Source organism: Streptomyces albidicamelliae (assembly GCF_025642175.1).
Taxonomy (GTDB): Bacteria; Actinomycetota; Actinomycetes; order Streptomycetales; family Streptomycetaceae; genus Streptomyces; species Streptomyces albidocamelliae.
Map to the genome: position 1 here is coordinate 908470 of NZ_CP106795.1, position 21365 is coordinate 929834.

Sequence of the window (21365 nt, forward strand, 5' to 3'; positions counted from 1 at the left end):
GGGTACGCATGTACGGCAAGGCATCCGCCCCGGAGTACCAGGGCGCCCTCACCACCCTGTCCGTGAACTCCTCCCTGGTCGACGTACTGGCCGAGGCGACCGAGCGGCTGCGCGAGGCCGAACGGTCGGGCCGCCCCGCCGAGGCGGCCCGCTGCGGCCTCGCCGTGGCCGAGGCCCACCGGCGCCTCGGCCACGTCGGGGACGCCGACCGGGCCTGGAAGGCCAGCTACCGCGCCGCCCGGGAGGCGGCCGACACGGCGGCCATGGCCTGGGCGCTGTGGAGCGGCGGCACCCTGGCCCGGCAGCGCGGCGCGTTCCCGCTCGCCTGGCGGCTGCTGGGGCTCGCGGCCGAACTCGGCGAGCGCGGCGGCGACGTGGTGGTCCGCGGGTACTCGCTGGCCGGCCTGGCGGAGACCGGCCGCATCCAGGGCGACTACGAGGCGGTCGGCCGGCTGCACGAGCAACTGCTGGCCGAGGCCCGCAGGCGCGGTGAGGCCCGGCACACGGTGTGGGCGCTGGAGGGCATCGCGCAGATGCACCGCAACACCGGCGGTTACGACAAGGCGTACGCGCTGTTCGAGGAGGCCGCGGAGATAGCCGGGCGGGCCGACGACCGGCGCGGGCACGCCTGGGCGCTGCGCGGCCTCGCGGACATCGTCTCGGTGCGCGACGGCGACACGCCCCGGGCGCTGGAGCTGCTGTCCGAGGCGGAGGCCACCTGCCGGGCGATGAACCTGTCCAGCGCGCTCGCCTACAACCACAAGATGCGCGGCAACGTCCTCTACCGCGCCGGCCGGTACGCCGAGGCGCGCGACCTGTACGAGCTGGCGCTGGAGGAGTTCCGCGCGATGAGCGAGCCGCGCGGAGAGGCGCTGGCCCGGCTGGGCCTCGCGAAGTCCCGGGCCCACCTCGGCCGGGACCGGGCCGGGACGGCGGCCGAACTCGCGGACCTGGCCCGGACGCTGGAGCGCAGCGGTCTCAAGCACGCGCGGGAGATGGTGACCCGGGCGCAACGGGAGTTCGGCCTCACCGAGGAGCCTGCGGAACCGATGGGTTCGCCGGCGTCCGCGGAACTCACGGTCCCGGCTTCCGTGGTCGCGGAGCCCGTGGCGGCCATGGAGGTCGTACGGTGAGCGTCCTCCCCGCGGCGGTACGGCCGCAGCTCGCGGCACCCCGGACCCTCGCCCGCTGCCGCGAACTGGTCGGGCCGGCGCTGACGGAGGCGGTCGGCCGGCTGCATCCGTGGGTCGCCGAGATGGCCGCGTACTCCTTCGGCTGGTGCGAGGTGGGCGGGGCGCCGGCGAGCGCCCCGGGCGGCAAGGGCGTCCGGCAGGCGCTGGCGGTCCTGGGCGCCGAGGCGGCGGGCGCCGACGGGCGCGCCGGTGTCCCCGCCGCGGTCGCGGTGGAGCTGGTGCACGCCTTCTCGCTGCTGCACGACGACATCATGGACGGCGACGCGACCCGGCGCCGCCGCCCCGCCGTGTGGAAGGCGTACGGCACGGGACCCGCGGTGCTCGCCGGTGACGCCCTGTTCGCGCTGGCCGTGGACACCCTCGCCGCCGCGCCAGGGGGGCCGGGCGCGGTACGGCTGCTCTCCGGCGCGCTCGCCGATCTGGTGCGGGGGCAGGCCGACGACCTGCTGTTCACCACCCGGCCCGGCACCGGCCCCGAGCGGGTGACGCCCCAGGAGTACCGGGCGATGGCGGAGGGCAAGACGGGCGCGCTGCTGGGCTGCGCGGCCGCCCTGGGCGCCGCGCTCGGCGGGGCGCCGGAGGCCGCGGTCGGCGCGCTGGACCGGGCCGGGCGGCACCTGGGCGTCGCCTTCCAGCTGGTCGACGACGTGCTCGGCATCTGGGGCGACCCGGCCGTCACCGGGAAGCCGGCGGGCGGCGATCTGCGGGAGGGCAAGAAGACCTTCCCGGTGCTCGTCGCGCTCGGCTCCCCGGACGCCCGTGGCCTGCCCGCGCTGCTCGGCGTGCCCGGCCGGGAGGCGGAGGCGGCGGCGCTGGTCGAGCAGGCGGGCGGCCGTACGGCGGCGCTGGCCGAGGCCCGGGCGCACACGGCCGCCGCACGCTCGGCGCTCGCCCGGGCGCCCGTGGCGGCCGGGGCCGTGAGCGAGCTGGACGGACTGCTGGACCTGCTGCTCGACCGCGAGCGGTGACGCTGATCCGGAACCGCGTTGACCGCGGCCGCCCCGGCGGGTGAAGGTGCGATCGGCGCGGTTCCACCCCCGCGCCGGAAGGGTGAGGCACCTTGATCGGCATCTCGGACATCGAAGCCGCCGCCGAGCGGATCGCCGGACACGTCGTGCGGACACCGACCGTGCCGAGCCCGGGCCTGTCCGCCCTGCTCGGTGTCCCGGTCACCGCCAAGCTCGAACTGCTCCAGCGCACCGGCTCGTTCAAGGCCCGCGGGGCCACGGCGAAACTGCTGTCGCTGAGCGAGGCCGAGCGGGCCGCGGGTGTGGTCGCGGTCAGCGGCGGCAACCACGGCATCGCGCTCGCGGTGATGGCGGCGGCCCTCGATGTGAAGGCGACCGTGGTGATGCCCCGTACCGCACCGGCCCGGTCCATCGGGATCGCCGAGGAGGCGGGTGCGTCGGTCCGGCTGACCGACGGCATGGACAGCGCCTTCCAGCTGGTGACGCGGCTGCGGGACGAGGGTCTGACCCTGGTGCACCCGTTCGACGACCCGGTGGTGATCGCCGGGCAGGGCACGGTGGGGCTGGAGCTGGCCGAGGACGCGGACGAGCTGACGGACGTCGTCGTCAGCATCGGCGGCGGCGGGCTGATCGCCGGGGTCGCGGCGGCGCTGCGCGCCCGGCGGCCGGGGGTCCGCGTGTGGGGTGTGGAGACGGCGGGCGCCGAGGCCCTGTCCGGCGCGCTCGCGGCGGGCGGTCCGGTTCCGGTGCCGCTGACGTCCCTGGTCACCACGCTCAGTGCGCCGTCGGCCTCGCAGCTGACGTACGACCATGTGTCCGCGCTGGTCGAGGAGGTGCTGGTGGTGCCGGACCGGGACGCCGTACGGGGCTGCCTGGACCTCGCCGACCACGCCAAGGTGTGGGCCGAGCCGGCCGCGGGCTGTCTGCTGCCGGCTGCCCGGCAAGTGGTGGCACGCGTCGGTGCGGACGCCCGGATCGGACTCGTGGTCTGCGGCGGCAACGTCACTCTGCGCGAACTGGTGGGCTGGGCCGACCGGTTCGGGCTGTGACCCGTGTGCGCCCACGGGGCTTTACCCTCGGTTACCCGCAGGTCGAACACCTTTAGGCGGAGTCATCCTTAACTCGGACGCCGGTGACGGCGATTGAATAAAAGGCAGGAAGCGCTCCGAGTTGAGGATTCTTTGAACGCACCCCCGCGCGCCCCGCGTACCTCTGGGAAACACCAGGCAGGGGTTGCAGCGAGGGATGACCATGGCCAAGGCGCACGTCTCCGCACACGAGTGGGTCGCCGGGCGGTACCGGCTGCTGGAGGTGTTCGCCCGCGAGACCAACCGCCTGTGGTGGTACGCCGAGGACGTGGCGGCGGAGCAGCCGCGGCTGGTGGCGCAGACCGCCCTGCCGGAGCCGTGCGACGACGACACCGCGCGCCGCGTCACCGCCCGGGTCGTGCGGACCTCCGAGACCATGCGGCTGCTGCGCCCCGGCGCGGTCGCCACCGTCGTGGACGCCGTGGTGGAGGCGGGCACCCTGTGGACGGTCACGGAGTGGATCGACGGCACCCCGCTGAGCGAACTCCTGGACCGCGAGGGCTCGTTCACCACCGCGCGGGCGGCACGCATCGGTCTGGAACTGCTCGACGTCCTCCGGGCCGCCCACGACGAGGGCATCACGCACGGCGAGCTGAGCCCCGCCCAGCTGTTCGTGCGCGAGGGGGGACCGGTGGTCGTCACGGGGTTCGGGCTGGCGGGCGCGACGCTGGTCCCGCGGCTCGCGGCCCCGTCGTACGCCTCACCGGAGCAGGCCCGCGACGAGCGGATCGGCCCGGCCGCCGACCTGTGGGCGCTGGGCGCGCTGCTGTACACGATGGCCGAGGGGCGGCCGCCGTTCCGTGACCGGGGCCGGCCCGACGCCACCCTGAAGGCCGTGGACCGGCTGCCGCTGCGCACCCCGCTGCGGACGGGCCCGCTCACCCAGGCCGTCCAGGGGCTGCTCCGCAAGAGCTCGGTGGACCGGCTCGCCCGGCCGGTGGTGCACGCGGCCCTGACCCGGGCCCTGACCGGGGACACCGAGGGGGACCGGGAGCCGGCGCCGGTCCCCCGGGTGCGCGGCGCGTACCGGGGCGTGCGCCTCGCCGAGTCCGGGCGGGGCCGGCGGGCCCTGATCGCGGGCACGGTGCTGGCCGGCGTCACCGTCACGGCCGCCGTGCTGGCCGCGACCCAGCGGCTGCCCGGCACGGACACGGCGGGTGCGCCTCCCGAGGCGACCGCCCCGGCCACCCACACGGGCTCCGGCACCCCAGCGCCGAAGGCTCCGGCCTCTCCGGCGGCCCCCGCGTCCCCGGCCTCCCCCTCCCCCGCCCTGCCGGCGGGGTACCGCACCTACAGCGCCCCGGAGGGCTTCTCCGTGGCGCTGCCCGGGGGCTGGAAGCGGCTGACCACCTCGCGGGCGGACGACCGCGCCTACCGCGTCACCTTCGGCCGCGGCGGCGGCTCCCCCACCCTCGCCGTCACCTACAGCGAACGGGTGGGACCCGACCCGGTCGCCGTCTGGCGGGACGACGTCGAGCCGGGCCTGCGCGAGCTCCCCGGATACCGGCGCGTCGGGGACGTCCGGGCCACCACCTACCAGGGCCGCAGGGCCGCCGACATCGAGTGGCTGGCGGGAACGGGCGACGACCGGGTGCACACCTTCGGAAGGGGCTTCCTGCTGGGCGGCCGGCGCGGGTTCTCCCTGCGCTTCACCACCCCGGCCGGGACCTGGGACGAGACGGCCAACCGGCTGGCACGGAAGACGTTCCTGCGGACGTTCGCGGCAGCGGGGAGCTGACCCGGACTCCGGCCGTTTTCCCGCGGCAGACCCGGGGACTCGCACCGTATGGTGCAAATCGGATACACGATGATGACCGAGCAGGCCGGCCCCCGGGACCTCGTGGAGCACGTGGTGGGGGCCGAGGAGGCCGGGTTCGACTTCTCGGTGACCTCGGACCACTACTTTCCGTGGCTGCGCACACAGGGGCACTCCCCGTACGCGTGGAGCGTCCTGGGCGCGGCCGCCCAGGCCACTTCGCGGATTCCGCTGATGACCTACGTGACCTGCCCGCTCGTGCGCTACCACCCGGCGGTCGTGGCGCAGAAGGCGGCCACCATGCAGCTGCTGTCCGAGGGCAGGTTCCGGCTCGGCCTGGGCGCCGGCGAGAACCTCAACGAGCACGTCGTGGGCGGCGGCTGGCCGCCAGCGGACGTACGGCACGAGATGCTGGAGGAGGCGGTCGGGATCATCCGCGCGCTGTTCGAGGGCGGCCATGTCACGCACCACGGACAGCACTACGACGTGGACTCGGCGCGGCTGTGGGACCTCCCGGAGGACGCTCCGCCGATCGGCATCGCCGTCTCGGGCGAGCAGTCCTGCAAGCTCGCCGGGCACCTCGCCGACCTGGTCATCGCGACCGAGCCCAAGGCCGGCCTGCTGGAGGCCTTCGACCGGCACGGCGGCAGCGGCAAGCCGCGCATCGGCCAGCTGCCGGTGTGCTACGACCCCGACCGGGACACGGCGATCAAGCGGGCCCACTCGCAGTTCCGCTGGTTCGGTCTCGGCTGGAAGGTCAACGCCGAGCTGCCGCACCCCGACTCCTTCGAGTCCGCGACGCAGTTCGTCACCGAGGACGACGTCGCCTCCGCCATTCCCTGCGGTGACGACCCGGACGCCTTCGTGGAGGCGGTACGGCCCTACGCCGAGGCCGGTTTCGGGGAGATCGCCCTGGTGCAGATCGGCGGCGACACGCAACCGGAGTACCTGGAATGGTCGGCCGGGACCCTGCTGCCCGCCCTGCGGGAGGCGTTCGGCTGAGGCCCGCCGCCCCTCGCCCGCCGCGGGGGCCGCACGGAGCGGGTCCGTCAAAGCATGGTCAATGGGCCCATATAGGCTTTCCTGTCCGTACCCGGCCCCGGGTGCGGGTCCCGTGAACGTACCCGCAGGAGAGTCGTCCGTGACCCTGGTCGTCGAGCCGTCACCCGAGCCGTCCGCCCCCGCCGCGCCGCCCCTGTCCGATCTCGTGGCGCGCGACGCCCGCGAGTTCGGCGTGTACGCGCGCACCGGGGGCTGGGCCTTCGCCCTCATGGTGGCGCGCAGTGTGCGGCCGGGCGGACAGGCCGCCGGGGAGAGTCCGAAGGTGTCGGCGAAGGAGTTCGCGGAGCTGGCGGGCTGCTCCCCGGAGCGGGTCATGCGCCACTACAGGGCGTGGGACCGGGCCGCCGACGACGGACTCGTGCCGCACTTCGAGACCCTCGAACCCGGCCAGGAGACCGGCCTCCCGGACGCCGACGTCTGGCTGAGCTACTACGTCTCCCGCAACAGCGCCACCTCCGAGCGGGGCACGGCCATCGCCCAGTCCGCCGAGGCCGAGGGCATCCGCCCCACCAAGGCGCTGGAGGTGGCCGAGAACCCGACCGCACTGCGGGCCGCGATCCTCGCGGACCCGTCCACCGCCCACGCGGCCCGGGCCGCCCTGCTGGACCGGGTCCGGGAGGACCCCGGGCTCCAGGCCGAGCTGGCCCGGGACGTCGTACGGACCGACGATCTGAAGAAGGCCGTGGCGACCGAGAGCCGGGCCGCCGACCGGATCGGCTACGTCCGCCAGATCGCCGAGTCCGGGCGGATCAGGACGCCCGCCGGGCAGACGGTGGAGGCGCCCGCCGATCTGCGCGAGGAGGCGGAACGGCACCTGTCCCTCATCGACGAGCTGGAGGACGGCGAGGACACCGGCGAGTGGGCCACCGAGGCCTACGACACCATGCGGTCGCTGGTCGCCGAGACGGTCGAGGCCGACCCCGAGCTGCGCGTCCAGGAGCGGCGCACCCGCTTCTACAGCAGCCTGCAGAAGGCGACCCGGGCCTTCGAGGAGCTGACCTTCGACGACGCCCAGGACTACTACGAGGACGACATGGTCCGGCGGCTGGAGGAACTCCAGCAGGCGATCGGCACCTGTCTGTCCGCTTTGCGGGGCGCGGGCGCACATCATTCGCACGGGTGAGCATTCCTCGCCGCACGGGGGTACTAGGGGAGCCTGAACCGATTGTCCCCGGAGGCCCTCGCGTGAAGTCGTTCGTGCACAAGACCCTGGTGGTGCAGCTCCACGCGGAAGGTACCGACCGGTGTCCCGTGCTCGCCCATCTCAGTTACGACGTGGCGGACCCGTTCGCCGTCACGGCCGTCTTCGGCCACGACGGCCGGGTGCTGGCGCGGTGGCGGCTGGACCGGGAGATGCTCTTCGACGGGCTGACCAGGCCGGTCGGCATCGGCGACGTGCGGCTGCGGCCGACCGCCGACGGGATGTGGCGGGAGCTGCGCATGGAGTTCCTCGGGGACTGCCGCCCCGACGGCGGCCGCCACCACGCGGTGGTGTTCGCGTGGGCGCCCGCGGTCGCGGCGTTCCTGCGGGACACCCTCCAGGTCGTGGCGCGCGGGCAGGAGCGCGTCGCGGTCGACGAGTTGCTCGAGGAGATCCTCTCCGGGGCTGAGTAGCCGTACTCATGCCGGCCGCCCCGGCCCGGCACCACGATGGGGGCTCCCGAGACGCCCTTAAGCCGAGGAGCCCCGCCGTGACCGCAGTGCAACCCGTCCCGTACGCCGCGCCGCGCCGCGTGCCGCCCGCCGTGTACGCCGCCGTGGCGGCCGCCGGACTCGCCCTCTCCGCGTGGGGGGTGCGGGACCGCACCACCTGGTTCCTGGAGACCGTCTGGGCACTGGTCGGCCTGCCCCTGCTGGTGCTGCTGTGGCGGCGCTTCCCGCTGACGGGCCTGCTGTGCGGGCTGCTGACCGTGCACGCGCTGGTCCTCGCGATGGGCGGCCACTACACCTACGCGCAGGTACCGCTGGGCGACTGGGTGCGCGACACCTTCGGCCTGGCCCGCAACCCGTACGACCGCTTCGGGCACCTGATGCAGGGCTTCGTCCCGGCGATCCTCGTGCGCGAGCTGCTCACCCGGACCTCTCCGCTGCGCGGCAGCCGCTGGCTGGCGCCCCTCACCGTCTGCGCCTGCCTGGCCTTCAGCGCGTGCTTCGAGCTGCTGGAGTGGGCGGCGGCCGAGATCGGCGGGCACGAGGCGGACGCGTTCCTCGCCACCCAGGGCGATGTGTGGGACACGCAGTGGGACATGTTCTGCGCCCTCATCGGAGCCGTGCTGTCCCTGGCGGTGCTCAGCCGCGTCCACGACCGCGGGCTGCGGGCCCTGGAGGCCGCCGCCGAGGTGCGCGCCGGCCGGTGAGGGCACCGGGACCGGCCCCTACCGACGGCCCGGCCCGCCGTCCTCCGTCTTCGGGGGCACCGGCCGATCGCCGGGCTCGGTCGTGTGCCATCGGCGGGCCCACAACGGCAGTCCGTACCAGCAGACGAGGTACCAGGCGACGACCGCCGACACCAGGTACGGCACGTACCCGTCGTGGGTGGCCACCCGCAGGATGAGCAGCAGGGAGGAGGTCATCGTGGCGAGCAGCAGCAGCAGTCCGACGAGCGTCATCCTCGACGCCAGCCGGACCGCCTGCGGCTTGACCCGGCGGCCGGCGACCAGCCGGTGCAGGGAGACCGGTCCGATGAGGGCGCCGGTCGCGCAGGCGCCGAGGACGACGGTCCCGATGTAGATGGCCTGGTCGGTGGCGGCCAGCTGGGAGTACTTCGGCGTGAAGACGACCGTCAGCAGGAAACCGAACAGGATCTGAACACCCGTCTGGGCGACGCGGACCTCCTGGATGAGTTCACCCCACATCCGGTCGGCCCGTTCCTCCTCGGTCTCGTTGCGCCCTCTGCGCCGCCCGTCCTCCGTCATGCGGTTGCGTGTAACCGTCCGGCCGTCCGTTCAAACGAGAGGTGGGTGCGCCGGCGCGCCGGGGTGTCGCCGCCTCTACCAGCGGTGCTCCACCTGGTCCTTGATCCGGCGGTCGTACAGCTCCCGGATCGCGGCGGCCGTCTGCGGGGGCAGCGGGGGCAGCTTGGCCGCGGCGGCGTTGGCGCGGGCCTGCGCGGGGTTGCGCGCGCCGGGGATCACCGTGGTCACGCCGTCCTGTTCGATGATCCAGCGCAGGGCCAGCTGGGCCGGGGTGAAACCCTCGGGGGCGAGGGCGGCGAACTCCGCGGCCGCCTCCACACCGGTGCCGTAGTCCACGCCGGAGAACGTCTCGCCCTGGTCGAAGGCCTCGCCGTGCCGGTTGTAGGTGCGGTGGTCGTCGGGCGCGAACACCGTGTCCTTGGTGTACTTGCCGGACAGCAGGCCGGAGGCGAGCGGCACGCGCGCGATGATGCCGACGCCGGCCTCGCGGGCGGCGGGCAGGACCTCGGCCAGCGGCTTCATCCGGAAGGGGTTGAGGATGATCTGCACGCTCGCCACGTTCGGCCGGGCGATCGCGGTCAGCGCCTCGGCGCAGGTCTCCACGCTCACCCCGTACGCGGCGATGCGCTCCTCCTCGACCAGGGTGTCCAGGGCGTCGAAGACCGCGTCCGAGGAGTAGACCGCGGTGGGCGGGCAGTGGAGCTGGACCAGGTCGACGCGGTCGACACCGAGGTTGCGGCGCGAGCGGTCGTTCCAGGCGCGGAAGTTGTCCAGGACGTAGTTCTCGGGGAGCTGCTCGACCCGGCGGCCCATCTTGGTGGCCACCAGCACGTGCAGGTCGGGCCGGCTGCTCAGGAACGAGGCGATGGTCTCCTCGCTGCGGCCGTCGCCGTACACGTCGGCGGTGTCGAAGAAGGTGACCCCCGACTCGGCGGCCGTCTCCAGGACGGACAGGGCCTCCTTGTCGTCCACGTCGCCCCAGTCGGCGCCGAGCTGCCACGTGCCGAGGCCGACGACCGATGCCCACTGACCCGACCTGCCGATTACGCGTTCGTCCATGCCGTCAGTCTGTCACCCGCTTCACCGTCCCGCGGAACGGGCCGCTCCGGGCGCGGCGGCGGCGCTCAGCCCGGGGGCGTCAACTGTGCCTGTACGAGGGGGCCGTAGCGGTCGGCGATGGTGTCGATGTCGCTCTCGCGCAGGTGCGGGCCGCGGGCCACGCCGTACATCACGCCGAGACCGACGAGGGCGGCGACCGCGAGTTCGGCGCGCAGTCCGGCGTCGGGACCGGAGAGCCGGGCGGCGAGGCGTTCGGTCACCTGGGCGCGGAAGTTGGCGCGCAGGATGTCGCCGTGGTCGCCGTGCAGCGGGGCGAAGGCGATGCGCACCAGCGGGTCGGCGCCGCGGTCGCGCTGGCTGGCGAGCACGTGCCGGGCCATGTGCCGGCCGAGGCCGGGCACGGGGGCGGCGAGCAGGGCGTCGGCGTCCGTCTCGAAGGACATCACCCGGGCGAAGAGGGTGTCCTTGTTGCCGAAGTACTTCAGGATCAACGGCGGGCTGACACCGGCGCGTTCGGCGACCGCCTTCAGGGTGATGTCGGCGTGTGCGTGCCGGGCGAGGAGATGGCGGGCGGCCTTCAGGATCGCCGCCCTGGTGGCCTCGGCGTCGCGGCGGGCGGGGACGGGCGGTTCCGGGGCCGGGGGCGGGGGCGTCGGGGTGCGGCGCCCGCGGGGCCCGACGCGGTCGCCTCGTGCTCCGATGCGGTGTTCAGGGTCCTCACGCTCCTTCCAGTGCCTCGTCGCGGGCGCCCGGAGCGGCCTCCCGGGCGCGGCGGGTGCCTCCCGAGGGGGCGTCGCCCGGGATGGTCAGGGCGGCGGCGCAGGCGGCCAGGGCGACGGCACCGGCCATCGCGAAGGCCAGCAGGTAGCCGTGGAGCGTCGGCACCGGGATGCCGCCGAGGGGGCTGCTGTGGTGGACGAGGACGGCGGCGACGGCGGCGCTGGAGGTGGCCTGGCCGATGGTGCGCATGAGGACGTTGACGCCGTTGGCCGAGGCGGTCTGCCCGGCCGGGACGGCCCGCAGGATGAGGGTCGGCAGCGCCGAGTAGGCGAGCGTCGTCCCGGTCGCCACCACGGTGGCCCCGAGGATGATCATCCACAGGTCCCGGCTGTCGGCGATGCGCAGGGCGTAGCCGCAGGCGATGACGGCGGCGCCGAGGGCCAGGGTGATGCGCGGGCCGCGGGAGGCCGAGATGCGCGCGGACAGCGGCGAGAACAGCAGCATGGTCACGCCGCCGGGCAGCAGGCACAGACCGGTGGCGACGATCGACAGTCCGAGGCCGTAGCCGGTGGCCTTCGGTGCCTGCACCAGCTGGGCGGTGACCAGGGAGTTGGCGTAGAAGGCGAAGCCGGTCAGCAGGGCCGCCACGTGCGACAGCCCGACGCGCGGCCGGGTCACCAGCCTGAGGTCGACCAGCGGCCGTTCGGCGCGCAGCTGCTGCCACCACCACAGCGCGAGCACGACGACGGTGGCGGCGAACAGCCCGAGGACGCGGGGGCTGCCCCAGCCCCAGGTGCCGCCCTGGGAGACGCCCAGCAGCAGGCTCACCAGTCCGGTGGCGAGGCCGAGCGCGCCGAGCGTGTCGAACCGTCCGGACTCCCGTACCGGGGACTCCTTGACCGCCCACCAGGTGGCCGCGACGCCCAGCGCACCCAGGGCGCTGGTCAGCCAGAACATGGTGTGCCAGTCGGCGTACTGCACGACGAGCGCGGCGAGCGGCAGGCCGAGCGCGGCGCCGATGCCCACGGTGGAGCTCATCAGGGCCACCGCCGAGCCCCGGCGCTCGGGCGGGAGTTCGTCGCGCAGGATGCTGATGGACAGCGGGACGACCGAGGCGGCGGCGCCCTGGAGCGCGCGGGCGGCGATGAGCACGCCGATGTCGGAGGACAGGGCGCACAGCACCGAGCCGACGGTCATCAGGGCGAGCGCGCCCGTGAGCACCCGGCGCTTGCCGTACATGTCACCGGCGCGGCCCAGCACCGGGGTGAGCACGGCGCCCGCGAGCAGGGTCGCGGTGACCGTCCAGGACACCGCGGCGGCAGAGGCGCCGGTGAGCCGGGGCAGGTCCGGCAGGAGGGGGACGACCACGGTCTGCATGACCGCCATGAGGATGCCGCCCGACGCCAGCACCGGGATGGTGAGGCGGTCCCGCAGCGGAGCCGCCGCGGGCGCGGTACCGGGCGGCGGAGGTATCGGGGCGGGGTGGCCCATCGGCGCTCCCGGGGTCGGCGTGACGGCATGGTGAATAACAATTCACCTTATCGAGTGAATGGCCATTCACCAACACGGTCCGTCCGGTCGCCGGCCCCGCACGGTCAAATCAGGTTCTTCTCCAGGGCCGTCAGATAGCTGCGCATGAAGTGGTCGCGGACTCCGTCCGAGGCGGGCGCCAGGGCGTCGGCGGTGAGTCCTCGCGCCCGGTCGGAGAGGGCCGAGAACATGGGCATGGTCTCGTGCAGCTTTCCGTGGGAGTCGATGTAGCGCAGTGCCCGGACATGGGTGTAGGCGGGCTCGGGCGGCAGCTGGGCCACGATGTCGTTGTTGTTGACGAAGCGGTACATCCGGCCGCCGAATCCCTGGTGGAACGCCTCGGCGAGGAGCCGGTCGCAGGTGCGCGGCTGGCCGAAGGTGTAGACGCCGTCCGCCGCCAGGTGCGGGGCCTCCAGGTAGAGCCGGGCGCCGGCCAGCATGGCGAGGGCGCCGCCCAGGCTGTGGCCGGTGAAGTACACGCTCTGGCCGTCGGTGCGCAGCTCCGCGAGGGCGCTTGCGACGGACGGGTGGATCGCGTCCAGGGCCTCGGCGAAGCCGTGGTGGACGTAGCCGTTCCCCCCGGGTCCGGGCCGGGGCGGGGCGGTGGCGTCGGAGAGCCAGTCCTTGATCTCGTCCGGTTCGGCGCCGCGGAACGCCGTGATGATCACTCGGTCGCTCGCGAGCGTGTACGCCTGGGTGTCCGCCAGCGGGAAGGGCGGGGTGAACCGGGCCGCGTGGTGCCGCACGCGGTCGAACCCCCACCGTGCGGCCTGCTCCTCGATGTCGGCCCGGTCCCGGTAGGCGAGGTCGGCCGCGCGTGCCAGCCAGTAGGCGCGCCGCAGGCTGTAACCGGACGAGGAGTGGTCGAAGTCGACGGGTACGGCCATGGGGCGGGGCTCCTTCTGGGTGGGGGGCCGTGGACTGCGCCGGGGCGGCTGCGCGCCCGGCCGGTGAGGGCTCTCAGCCCCGGCGGGCCGCGGAGCGGGCCTGCAGGGTGCGGGCCGCTCTCGGGCCGAGCCAGCGCTTCAGCCTGCGCAGCGCCTCGAGGCGCCCGGCCGCCTTGTCGAGGCCGTAGTAGAGCTGGGGTGGGACGTATGGCAGCAGAGGCGAGTGGCGCTGGCCGAGCAGGGCGAACATCCGGTGCGGCGGCAGGTGGATGTAGCGGGGCAGGTTCTCGTACCACCGGGCGCTGTAGCGGGCCGCGCTCTGCGCGGACAGCAGCTCGGCCCGGCGCCGGCGTTCGTAGGCGGCGAGGGCGTCGGGCAGCCGGCCGTGCTCGCGCAGGGCGCGGGCGAGGCACATGGCGTCCTCCAGCGCGAGGGTGGTGCCGGCGCCGATGGAGTAGTGCGTGGTGTGGGCCGCGTCGCCGAGCAGGACGAGGTTGCCGTGGTGCCAGGCCCGGTTGGTGAGGGTGCGGAAGTTCAGCCAGGAGGCGCCGTCGCGGCCGATGAGCGGGTGGCCGTCCAGGACGCCCGCGAAGAGCTTCTCCAGCAGTGCCAGGCCCTCGCCCCGGTCGGCCCGGTCCAGGCCGAGACCGGTGAAGGTCTCCGGGGAGCACTCGACGACACAGGTGCTGTGACCGTCGCCGTACCCGTAGCCGTAGGCCCAGATCCAGCCGTGACCGGTCTCGGTGAAGGCGAAGGTGAAGGCGTCGAAGACCTTGGTGGTGCCGAGCCAGATGTAGGGGTTGCGGCCGGTGGTGACCTCGGTGCCGAAGTGCCCGGCGTGGTGGGCGCGCAGGGCGCTGTGCACCCCGTCGGCCGCGACGACGAGGTCGGCGTCGGCCGGCGGTGCGCCGATCTCGCTCTCGTACTCCAGGCGCACCCCGAGGGTGCGGGCCCGGTCGGCGAGCAGGGTCAGCAGCCGGTGGCGGCCGATGCCGAAACCCTCGTCCCCGCGCTGCCGGGCCGTCAGGTCCCCCACCCGGGCGACCCCTTCGTGCCAGCGGACGGACGCCTCCTCGATCGCCCGGGCCGACGCGACGTCGTGCTCCCGGAGCCTGTCGAGCAGACCGCGCCAGTACGTCACACCCCAGCCGTAGGTCGAGCCCTCCGGGTTGCGCTCGTGGACCGTGATCTCGTGCGCCGGGTCCTGCCGTTTGAGCAGGATGGCGAGATACAGGCCCGCGGGGCCCCCTCCGACACAGACGACCTTCACCGCGCACACCCCTGACAGTCACCCAACGTGGCCGAACGGCACCGCAGGGTAGCAGGGTCCGGGATCGCGCGATCACGTCAATTCGGCGTGGTGAGCCGTGCCACCCGGGTTCCCCTCGTCCGGCAAGGACCACCGCGAATCCGGGCGGTACGGCAAGGAATTCCCCGTTCCGGGCCGATCCGGCCGACTGCACAGCAAGATCATCTTGGTTCAAATCCGTACCGCATGTGGGTAATTGTCCGGATCACAGCCAACCGGGCGCGCGGAATTTCCCGCGCCCCCGAACCCCCCGGTAGGCATGCGTCGTCACCACCGGAACACCCTCCTGGAGGACCGCATGCCCGACATCACCCGGCGCCGCGCGCTCACCACGGCGGCCGCCCTGGCCGCGACGGCCTCGGCCGCCGCGCTGGTCGCGCCCGCCGCCTCGGCCGCCGGACACGACCACGGCCACACCTCGCCCGACACCTTCGACGAGGTCTACAAGGGCCGCCGGATACAGGGCCGGCCGTCGAGCGGGGGCGGTCACCACAACGAACACGGCGGCGGCTACGCGGTGTTCGTCGACGGCGTGCAGCTGCACCTGATGCAGAACGCCGACGGCACCTGGATCAGCGTGGTCAGCCACTACGACCCGGTGCCGAACCCGCGCGCCGCCGCCCGTGCCGCGGTGGACGAGCTGCAGGGCGCGCCCCTGCTGCCGTTCCCCGCCAACTGACCGCCCCCGCAAGGACCTACGGAGCCACCCGCACCATGACCGTACGCAAGAACCAGGCCGCCCTGACCGCCACCGAGAAGAAGCGGCTCACCGACGCCTTCATCGCGCTCAAGCGCAACGGACGCTACGACGACTTCGTCCGCACGCACAACGAGTTCATCATGTCCGACACCGACGGCGGCGAGCGGACCGGCCACCGCTCCCCGTCCTTCCTGCCCTGGCACCGCAGATTCCTGCTCGACTTCGAGGCGGCGCTGCAGTCGGTGGACTCCTCGGTGGCGCTGCCGTACTGGGACTGGAGCACCGACCGCACGGTCCGCGCCTCGCTGTGGGCGCCGGACTTCCTCGGCGGTACCGGGCGCAGCTCGGACGGCCGGGTGACGGACGGCCCGTTCGCCGCGTCCACCGGCAACTGGCCGATCAACGTGCGGGTGGACGGCCGTACCTTCCTGCGCCGCTCGCTCGGCACGTCCGTGCGCGACCTGCCGACGCCGGCCGAGGTGGAGTCGGTGCTGGCGATGGAGACGTACGACATGCCGCCGTACAACAGCGCCTCGGACGGCTTCCGCAACCACCTGGAGGGGTGGCGCGGGGTCAACCTGCACAACCGGGTCCACGTGTGGGTGGGCGGGCAGATGGCCACCGGGGTCTCCCCCAACGACCCGGTGTTCTGGCTGCACCACGCCTTCATCGACAAGCTGTGGGCCGAGTGGCAGCGCCGGCACCCGGGCGCCGGCTACGTGCCCACCGGCGGCACCGCGGACGTCGTGGACCTGAACGACACGATGAAGCCGTGGAACGACGTGCGCCCGGTGGAGCTGCTGGACCACACGAAGCACTACACGTTCGACGTCTGATCAGGCATCGGCCGTACGGCACTCCGGGTGGCCCCAGCCCTGCGGGTTCTTGGCGATCGGCTCGCCGGCCGCGTAGGAGCGGCCGCACGGGCAGCGGCCGGGGAACTTGGCCTTGATGGTGCGCGAGGACGCTCCGCCGCCGGTGCGGCGGGGCGTCTTCCTGCGCGGTGCCGCGGCCGGGGTGTCCGGCGACGGCGGCGGCTCCGCGGAGCCGAGGGCGCTGCCGGCCGGCTCCTGCACGGTGGCGGCCTGGCTGGCCGCACGGTCGGCGAAGTCGTTCAGCGGGTCGCCGTCGACCTGGTGGGCGGGCACGTAGCGGAACTCGACGGACCGGCCGTCGAGGAGCTCGTCGATGCGCACGACCAGGTCCTGATTGGCGACGGGCTTGCCGGCGGCCGTCTTCCAGCCGTTGCGCTTCCAGCCGGGCAGCCAGGTGGTGACGGCCTTCATCGCGTACTGGGAGTCCATCCGGATCTCCAGCGGCACGTCCGGGTCGACGGCCGCGAGCAGGCGCTCCAGCGCGGTCAGCTCGGCCACGTTGTTGGTGGCCCGGCCGAGCGGACCCGCCTCCCAGCGGGCCGCGGTCCGCTCGTCGTCGGAGACCACCCATGCCCATCCGGCCGGTCCGGGGTTTCCCTTCGAAGCCCCGTCGCACGCGGCCACCACACGTTCACGCATGCGCTCGATCATGCCATGACCCGGCGGGCCCCTGTTCCGGCCCCGGTCAGACGTCCTTGACCCGGGGCATCTCGCCCTCGGTGGTGGTGATGTCGATCACCGAGAAGTTCGCTCCCTGCGGATCACTGAGTGCCGCGAACCGGCCGAAGGGGCTGCTCATCGGCCCGAAGCGGAGGATCCCGCCGAGCTTGACGGCCCGCGCGACGGCCTCGTCGCAGTCGTCGACCGTGAAGTAGACGTTGATGTACGAGGGCACCTCGGGCGGGAAGTCGTCCGTCATCTTCATCCGGCCGAGGACCGTCTCCTCGCCGATGTCGAACATGCGGAAGTCGATGGCGTGGTCCTCGATCTCCTTCATCCGGAAGGGGAAGACCGCGGAGAGGAAGCCGTCGGCCTTCTCCGGCTCGCGGGTGAAGACCTCGGCCCAGCAGTAGGCGCCCGGGGTGGCCACGGCCTCGAAGCCCTCGTGGGTGCCGCCCTGCCAGACCCCGAACACGGCCCCGCTGGGCTCCCGGGCCAGGCACATGGTGCCGAACTCGCCGACCTGCATCGGCTCCATCAGCACCTCGCCGCCGTTCTCGCGGATCTTCTCCGCGGTGGCGGCGGCGTCCGGCGAGGCGAAGTACAGGCACCACTGCGACTGCCCCTCCTGGCCGGGCATGGGCGGGACGACGGCGGCCACCGCCCTGCCGTCCGCGTAGGCCTGCGTGTAGTGGCCGTACTCCGACGACGACTCGCCGAAGGTCCAGCCGAGGACCTCGCCGTAGAAGCGCTTGGCGCCCTCGAGGTCGCCGAACATCGCGTCGGCCCAGCAGGGCTTTCCTTCAGGTTGTACGGCCATGGCCGGGGCCCTCTCGATCGCACGGACTCTCCCGGGACATCACGCTAGCCACCCTGTGCCGGGCCCGCGCGGCGAACGGCGCGGACCTCGTTCACACAGGGGCGCGGGAGCAGCCGACCGGCGCGCGATCACGGCACACGGCACCGCACGCCCTCGCCGGCCGGTTTGCACCACCTCTTGATCAAAACCGCCCCCTTCGCGCTGTATCCCCCGGCTCACGAGTGCTGTTTGGCTGGTCCGAGCGCACCGGCACCCCGCGCACCACCGACCGATCCGCATCACCCCTGTCCGCCACTTCGCAGGAGGGAACGTGTCCACTCCGGACATCGCCACCGGTCCAGCAGTCGACGAACCGGGCCCCGAGGCCCCGGCCGACGGGCAGCTCACCAGCCTGAGCACCCGAGCGGCCCGCCAGCTCACCAGCACCACCAAGACCGAACCCCAGATGCAGGCCATCACCTCGCGGTGGCTGCTCAAGTCCCTGCCGTGGGTGGACGTCAAGGGCGGCGCCTACCGGGTCAACCGGCGGCTCCAGCTGCGCACCGGCCGCGGGCGTGTGCACTTCGAGCACAACGGCGCCGACGACATCCGGGTCGTCCCGCAGACGCTGACCGAGCTGCCGATCCTGCGCGGCTACGACGACGCGGAGGTGCTGCGGGAGCTCGCCGGCCGTTTCCAGTCCCGGGACGTGCGCGCCGGTCAGGTGCTGTTCGAGGCGGGCCAGCCGGTGACCGAGTCCTATCTCGTCGTGCACGGGCGGTTCACCCGCTACACCACCGGCAAGTACGGGGAGGAGGAGGTCATCGGGGTCGTCACCGGCGGCGACCAGATGGGGGACGAGGCGGTCGGGCAGTCCGATCCGCTGTGGCTGGCCTCGGTGCGCGCCGAGACCGCGGGCGTGGTGCTGGCGCTGCCCTGGGACGTGGTGGAGGAGCTCACCGAGCGGGCGCCGTCGCTCGCCGCCCACCTCCAGGCCTATGTCGAGCGCCAGCGCCTGCCGATGAACCGCAAGGGCGAGGCGGAGGTCCCGGTGCAGGCCGGCCATGTGGGCGAGCCCACGCTGCCCGGCGGCTTCGTCGACTACGAACTGACCCCGCGCGAATACGAGTTGTCCCTCACCCAGACGGTGCTGCGGGTGCACACCCGGGTGGCCGACCTCTACAACGACCCGATGGACCAGACCGCCCAGCAGCTGCGGCTGACCGTGGAGGAGATTCGCGAGCGGCAGGAGTGGGAGCTGGTCAACAACCGGGAGTTCGGGCTGCTCCACAACGTCGACCACGGCCAGCGGATCAGCACGTACACGGGACCGCCGACGCCGGACGACATGGACGAACTGCTGTCCATGCGGCGAAAGACCAAGGTGTTCCTGGCCCATCCGAAGGCGATCGCGGCCATCTTCCGGCAGTGCAACAGGCGCGGCCTGGTGCCGGGCACCGCGAGCGTCGACGGCCACGAGGTGCCCGCCTGGCGCGGGGTGCCGCTCCTCCCGTGCAGCAAGATCCCCATCAGCGAGAACCACACCACCAGCATCATCGCGCTGCGCACCGGCGAGGCCGATCAGGGCGTCGTCGGCCTCTACCAGACCGGCATCCCGGACGAGTACCAGCCGGGGCTGAACGTCCGCTTCATGGGCATCGACGGCGCGGCCATCGTCAACTACCTCGTCACGGCCTACTACTCGCTGGCCATTCTGGTCCCCGACGCGGCGGGGATCCTGGAGAACGTCCAGCTCGGCCGGACCGCCGACTGAGGGCCTGGAGCGCGCCATGAGCACACCGACCCCCTCCTACACGCTGCCCGGGCCGCCCGACATCGCCCGGAGCCTGCGCCGCGAGCGGCGCACCGGGGCCGTCCCCGGACTGCACCACCGGCCGGCCGCCCCCGCCGACCCCGCGAAGGCCGCCGAGATCGACCGGCGGCTGGAGACCTGGGCCCGCGGCCTCGACCTGTTCCCCGAGGCCTGGAAGGGCGACTTCGCCGGGTTCCAGTTCGGCCGGGCCGTCGTGCTCCAGCATCCGGGCGCCCTCGACCTGGAGCGTCTGACGGTGGCCGGCCAGCTGCTGCTCGCCGAGAACGTCGTCGACTCCTGCTACTGCGAGGAGGACGAGGGCCGGGGCGGAGCGCGCAGCGGTCTCGGCGGCCGGCTGATCCTGGCCCAGTCGGCCCTCGACCCCTACCACGGCGTCCCGGAGCTGGAGGAGGAGTGGCGCGAGGGCGTGCGGGCCGACGGTCCGCTGCGCTCGTACCACTTCGCCCTCGCCGACTACGGTGCCTTCGCCACCCCCAGCCAGACCGGCCGGTTCGTGCACGACATCGCCCGGCTCCACCTCGGCTATCTCGCGGAGGCGGCCTGGGCCGAGACCCGGTACGTGCCGCGGGTGTGGGAGTACCTGGTGATGCGGCAGTTCAACAACTTCCGTCCGTGTCTGTCGATCGTGGACGCGGTGGACGGCTACGAACTGCCCGAGCAGATCTACGCCCGCCCGGAGATCCAGCGGATCACCGCGCTGGCGTGCAACGCGACCACCATCGTGAACGACCTCTACTCCTTCACCAAGGAGCTGGCGAGCGATCCGACCCACCTGAACCTGCCGCAGGTCGTCGCCGCCAACGACCGGTGCGGGCTGAAGGCCGCCTATCTGAAGTCCGTCGAGATCCACAACCGGATCATGGCGGCCTTCGAGGAGGAGTCGGCCGTCCTGTCCGCGACCTCGCCCCTAGTGGAGCGCTACGCCCAGGGGCTCGCCGCCTGGGTGTCCGGCAACCACGAGTGGCACGCCACCAACAGCCACCGCTACCACCTGCCCGACTACTGGTGACCGCCCCCTCTGGTGGCAGTCCCGCACAGCGAACGAAGAACAGGCACATGCACAACGAGGAGTCAGCGTTGACGACCGTCCCCGTCGCCCGGACCGCATCCGCCCCGGTGCCGGCCCAGTCCACGTACCAGAGCCGCGTCGCGGACTACTGGAACGCCGAGGAGAACCCGGTCAACCTCGAACTCGGCAGGATCGACGATCTGTACCACCACCACTACGGCATCGGGGGAGCCGATCTGTCGGTGCTGGACGAGCCCGACCCCGACCTGCGCCGGGAGCGCATCACCACCGAGCTGCACCGCCTGGAACACGCGCAGGCCGAGCTGCTCGCCACCCATCTCGGCCCGCTCTCCCCCACCGACCGGGTCTTCGACGCGGGCTGCGGCCGCGGCGGCGGCAGTGTCACGGCCCATCTGCGGTACGGCTGCCACGCGGACGGCGTCACCCTTTCCACCAAGCAGGCCGAGTTCGCCAACGAGCAGGCCCGTGCGCGGGGCATCGACCACAAGGTGCGCTACCACCACCGCAACATGCTCGACACGGGCTTCGAGTCGGGCGCGTACGCGGCCTCGTGGAACAACGAGTCGACCATGTACGTCGAGCTGGACCTGCTGTTCGCCGAGCACGCCCGGCTGCTGCGCCGCGGCGGGCGCTACGTGGTGATCACCGGCTGCTACAACGACACCTACGGGCAGGCCTCCCGGGAGGTGTCGCTGATCAACGCGCACTACATCTGCGACATCCACCCGCGTTCGGAGTACTTCCGGGCGATGGCGCGCAACCGTCTGGTACCGGTCCACGTGGAGGATCTGACGCAGGCCACGATTCCCTACTGGGACCTGCGCAAGAAGGCCGATCACCTGGTCACGGGCATCGAGGACACCTTCCTCGACGCCTACCGCAACGGCAGCTTCCAGTATCTGCTGATCGTGGCCGACCGGGTCTGAGTTCCACGAAATCCCGTCGACAGCACGGGCGTCGAGGCGCTGGGATGGGTACCG

The 21365-nt window shown here is 73.2% G+C and carries 21 protein-coding genes; 13 read left to right on the forward strand and 8 right to left on the reverse strand.

Annotated features, from left to right (window positions below; genetic code table 11):
- The first annotated feature begins 8 nt into the window (after positions 1-8).
- From N8I86_RS04395 to N8I86_RS04430, 8 genes are all read left to right on the forward strand, one after another.
- The gene (locus N8I86_RS04395; RefSeq protein WP_123438942.1) at positions 9-1133 is read left to right on the forward strand and encodes a tetratricopeptide repeat protein; all 1125 of its coding nucleotides are present in this window, start codon (positions 9-11) and stop codon (positions 1131-1133) included.
- Entirely contained in the window at positions 1130-2161 is a 1032-nt protein-coding gene (locus tag N8I86_RS04400; protein WP_263277147.1) for a polyprenyl synthetase family protein, read from the forward strand. Before N8I86_RS04395 ends, N8I86_RS04400 begins: the two co-directional genes overlap by 4 nt.
- 92 nt (positions 2162-2253) lie before the next feature.
- Positions 2254-3210, forward strand: a complete 957-nt coding sequence (locus N8I86_RS04405; RefSeq protein WP_073894395.1) for a threonine/serine dehydratase — start codon at positions 2254-2256, stop codon at positions 3208-3210.
- 196 nt (positions 3211-3406) lie between these two features.
- A complete protein-coding gene (locus tag N8I86_RS04410; RefSeq protein WP_263277148.1) occupies positions 3407-4987 on the forward strand; it encodes a serine/threonine protein kinase in 1581 nt (526 codons plus the stop codon).
- 48 nt (positions 4988-5035) lie between these two features.
- Entirely contained in the window at positions 5036-6007 is a 972-nt protein-coding gene (locus N8I86_RS04415) for an LLM class F420-dependent oxidoreductase (protein ID WP_263277149.1), read from the forward strand.
- Positions 6008-6146: 139 nt separating this feature from the next.
- On the forward strand, positions 6147-7190 hold the full coding sequence (locus tag N8I86_RS04420; RefSeq protein WP_263277150.1) for a hypothetical protein: 1044 nt from the start codon (positions 6147-6149) through the stop codon (positions 7188-7190).
- A gap of 62 nt (positions 7191-7252) precedes the next feature.
- Positions 7253-7681, forward strand: a complete 429-nt coding sequence (locus tag N8I86_RS04425) for an SsgA family sporulation/cell division regulator (protein WP_073894401.1) — start codon at positions 7253-7255, stop codon at positions 7679-7681.
- Between the two features lie 119 nt (positions 7682-7800).
- Entirely contained in the window at positions 7801-8424 is a 624-nt protein-coding gene (locus N8I86_RS04430) for a DUF2238 domain-containing protein (protein WP_263280065.1), read from the forward strand.
- A gap of 18 nt (positions 8425-8442) precedes the next feature.
- On the opposite strand, the gene N8I86_RS04435 is transcribed toward N8I86_RS04430, so the two are convergent.
- The 6 genes from N8I86_RS04435 to N8I86_RS04460 all read right to left on the reverse strand — a co-directional run bounded on the left by N8I86_RS04435 (position 8443) and on the right by N8I86_RS04460 (position 14448).
- Positions 8443-8982, reverse strand: a complete 540-nt coding sequence (locus N8I86_RS04435) for a DUF6328 family protein (RefSeq protein ID WP_073894402.1) — start codon at positions 8980-8982, stop codon at positions 8443-8445.
- 75 nt (positions 8983-9057) lie between these two features.
- Complete coding sequence (locus N8I86_RS04440; protein WP_073894404.1) at positions 9058-10041, reverse strand: aldo/keto reductase; 984 nt, start codon at positions 10039-10041, stop codon at positions 9058-9060.
- Positions 10042-10106: 65 nt separating this feature from the next.
- Positions 10107-10742 carry a TetR/AcrR family transcriptional regulator gene (locus tag N8I86_RS04445; RefSeq protein WP_263280066.1) on the reverse strand — a complete coding sequence of 212 codons (636 nt, stop codon included), beginning with the start codon at positions 10740-10742 and terminating at the stop codon, positions 10107-10109.
- A 16-nt stretch (positions 10743-10758) separates the two neighbouring features.
- Entirely contained in the window at positions 10759-12252 is a 1494-nt protein-coding gene (locus N8I86_RS04450) for an MFS transporter (RefSeq protein WP_263277151.1), read from the reverse strand.
- 104 nt (positions 12253-12356) lie between these two features.
- Complete coding sequence (locus N8I86_RS04455; protein ID WP_198960415.1) at positions 12357-13178, reverse strand: lipase family protein; 822 nt, start codon at positions 13176-13178, stop codon at positions 12357-12359.
- Positions 13179-13251: 73 nt separating this feature from the next.
- Entirely contained in the window at positions 13252-14448 is a 1197-nt protein-coding gene (locus tag N8I86_RS04460) for an FAD-dependent monooxygenase (protein WP_263277152.1), read from the reverse strand.
- A gap of 337 nt (positions 14449-14785) precedes the next feature.
- Here N8I86_RS04460 and melC1 point away from each other — a divergent pair, with 337 nt between their 5' ends.
- Positions 14786-15166 carry an apotyrosinase chaperone MelC1 gene (melC1, locus tag N8I86_RS04465; RefSeq protein WP_263277153.1) on the forward strand — a complete coding sequence of 127 codons (381 nt, stop codon included), beginning with the start codon at positions 14786-14788 and terminating at the stop codon, positions 15164-15166.
- Between the two features lie 35 nt (positions 15167-15201).
- Complete coding sequence (melC2, locus tag N8I86_RS04470) at positions 15202-16023, forward strand: tyrosinase MelC2 (protein ID WP_073894409.1); 822 nt, start codon at positions 15202-15204, stop codon at positions 16021-16023.
- Here melC2 and N8I86_RS04475 read toward each other — a convergent pair whose 3' ends face one another.
- Positions 16024-16713: a ribonuclease H family protein gene (locus N8I86_RS04475; protein ID WP_073894410.1), complete on the reverse strand. Its 690-nt coding sequence runs from the start codon at positions 16711-16713 to the stop codon at positions 16024-16026.
- Between the two features lie 34 nt (positions 16714-16747).
- Entirely contained in the window at positions 16748-17542 is a 795-nt protein-coding gene (locus N8I86_RS04480) for a VOC family protein (protein WP_073894412.1), read from the reverse strand.
- 310 nt (positions 17543-17852) lie between these two features.
- Between N8I86_RS04480 and N8I86_RS04485 the strand changes: the two genes are divergently transcribed.
- From N8I86_RS04485 to N8I86_RS04495, 3 genes are read left to right on the forward strand one after another with little or no spacing between them, the layout of a single operon-like run.
- Positions 17853-19295 carry a family 2B encapsulin nanocompartment shell protein gene (locus tag N8I86_RS04485; RefSeq protein ID WP_263277154.1) on the forward strand — a complete coding sequence of 481 codons (1443 nt, stop codon included), beginning with the start codon at positions 17853-17855 and terminating at the stop codon, positions 19293-19295.
- A gap of 16 nt (positions 19296-19311) precedes the next feature.
- A complete protein-coding gene (locus N8I86_RS04490; RefSeq protein ID WP_123438931.1) occupies positions 19312-20364 on the forward strand; it encodes a family 2 encapsulin nanocompartment cargo protein terpene cyclase in 1053 nt (350 codons plus the stop codon).
- A gap of 47 nt (positions 20365-20411) precedes the next feature.
- A complete protein-coding gene (locus N8I86_RS04495) occupies positions 20412-21311 on the forward strand; it encodes a geranyl diphosphate 2-C-methyltransferase (RefSeq protein ID WP_185091486.1) in 900 nt (299 codons plus the stop codon).
- Positions 21312-21365: the final 54 nt, after the last annotated feature.

What these genes read in the sequence shown, in the direction of transcription:
- N8I86_RS04395 (WP_123438942.1), top strand. Translation starts at nt 9, where the DNA reads ATGTACGGCAAGGCATCCGCCCCGGAGTACCAGGGCGCCCTCACCACC.
- N8I86_RS04410 (WP_263277148.1), top strand. Translation starts at nt 3,407, where the DNA reads ATGACCATGGCCAAGGCGCACGTCTCCGCACACGAGTGGGTCGCCGGG.
- N8I86_RS04415 (WP_263277149.1), top strand. Translation starts at nt 5,036, where the DNA reads ATGGTGCAAATCGGATACACGATGATGACCGAGCAGGCCGGCCCCCGG.
- N8I86_RS04435 (WP_073894402.1), bottom strand. Translation starts at nt 8,982, where the DNA reads ATGACGGAGGACGGGCGGCGCAGAGGGCGCAACGAGACCGAGGAGGAA.
- N8I86_RS04440 (WP_073894404.1), bottom strand. Translation starts at nt 10,041, where the DNA reads ATGGACGAACGCGTAATCGGCAGGTCGGGTCAGTGGGCATCGGTCGTC.
- N8I86_RS04450 (WP_263277151.1), bottom strand. Translation starts at nt 12,252, where the DNA reads ATGGGCCACCCCGCCCCGATACCTCCGCCGCCCGGTACCGCGCCCGCG.
- N8I86_RS04455 (WP_198960415.1), bottom strand. Translation starts at nt 13,178, where the DNA reads ATGGCCGTACCCGTCGACTTCGACCACTCCTCGTCCGGTTACAGCCTG.
- melC1 (WP_263277153.1), top strand. Translation starts at nt 14,786, where the DNA reads ATGCCCGACATCACCCGGCGCCGCGCGCTCACCACGGCGGCCGCCCTG.
- melC2 (WP_073894409.1), top strand. Translation starts at nt 15,202, where the DNA reads ATGACCGTACGCAAGAACCAGGCCGCCCTGACCGCCACCGAGAAGAAG.
- N8I86_RS04475 (WP_073894410.1), bottom strand. Translation starts at nt 16,713, where the DNA reads ATGATCGAGCGCATGCGTGAACGTGTGGTGGCCGCGTGCGACGGGGCT.
- N8I86_RS04480 (WP_073894412.1), bottom strand. Translation starts at nt 17,542, where the DNA reads ATGGCCGTACAACCTGAAGGAAAGCCCTGCTGGGCCGACGCGATGTTC.
- N8I86_RS04490 (WP_123438931.1), top strand. Translation starts at nt 19,312, where the DNA reads ATGAGCACACCGACCCCCTCCTACACGCTGCCCGGGCCGCCCGACATC.
- N8I86_RS04495 (WP_185091486.1), top strand. Translation starts at nt 20,412, where the DNA reads ATGCACAACGAGGAGTCAGCGTTGACGACCGTCCCCGTCGCCCGGACC.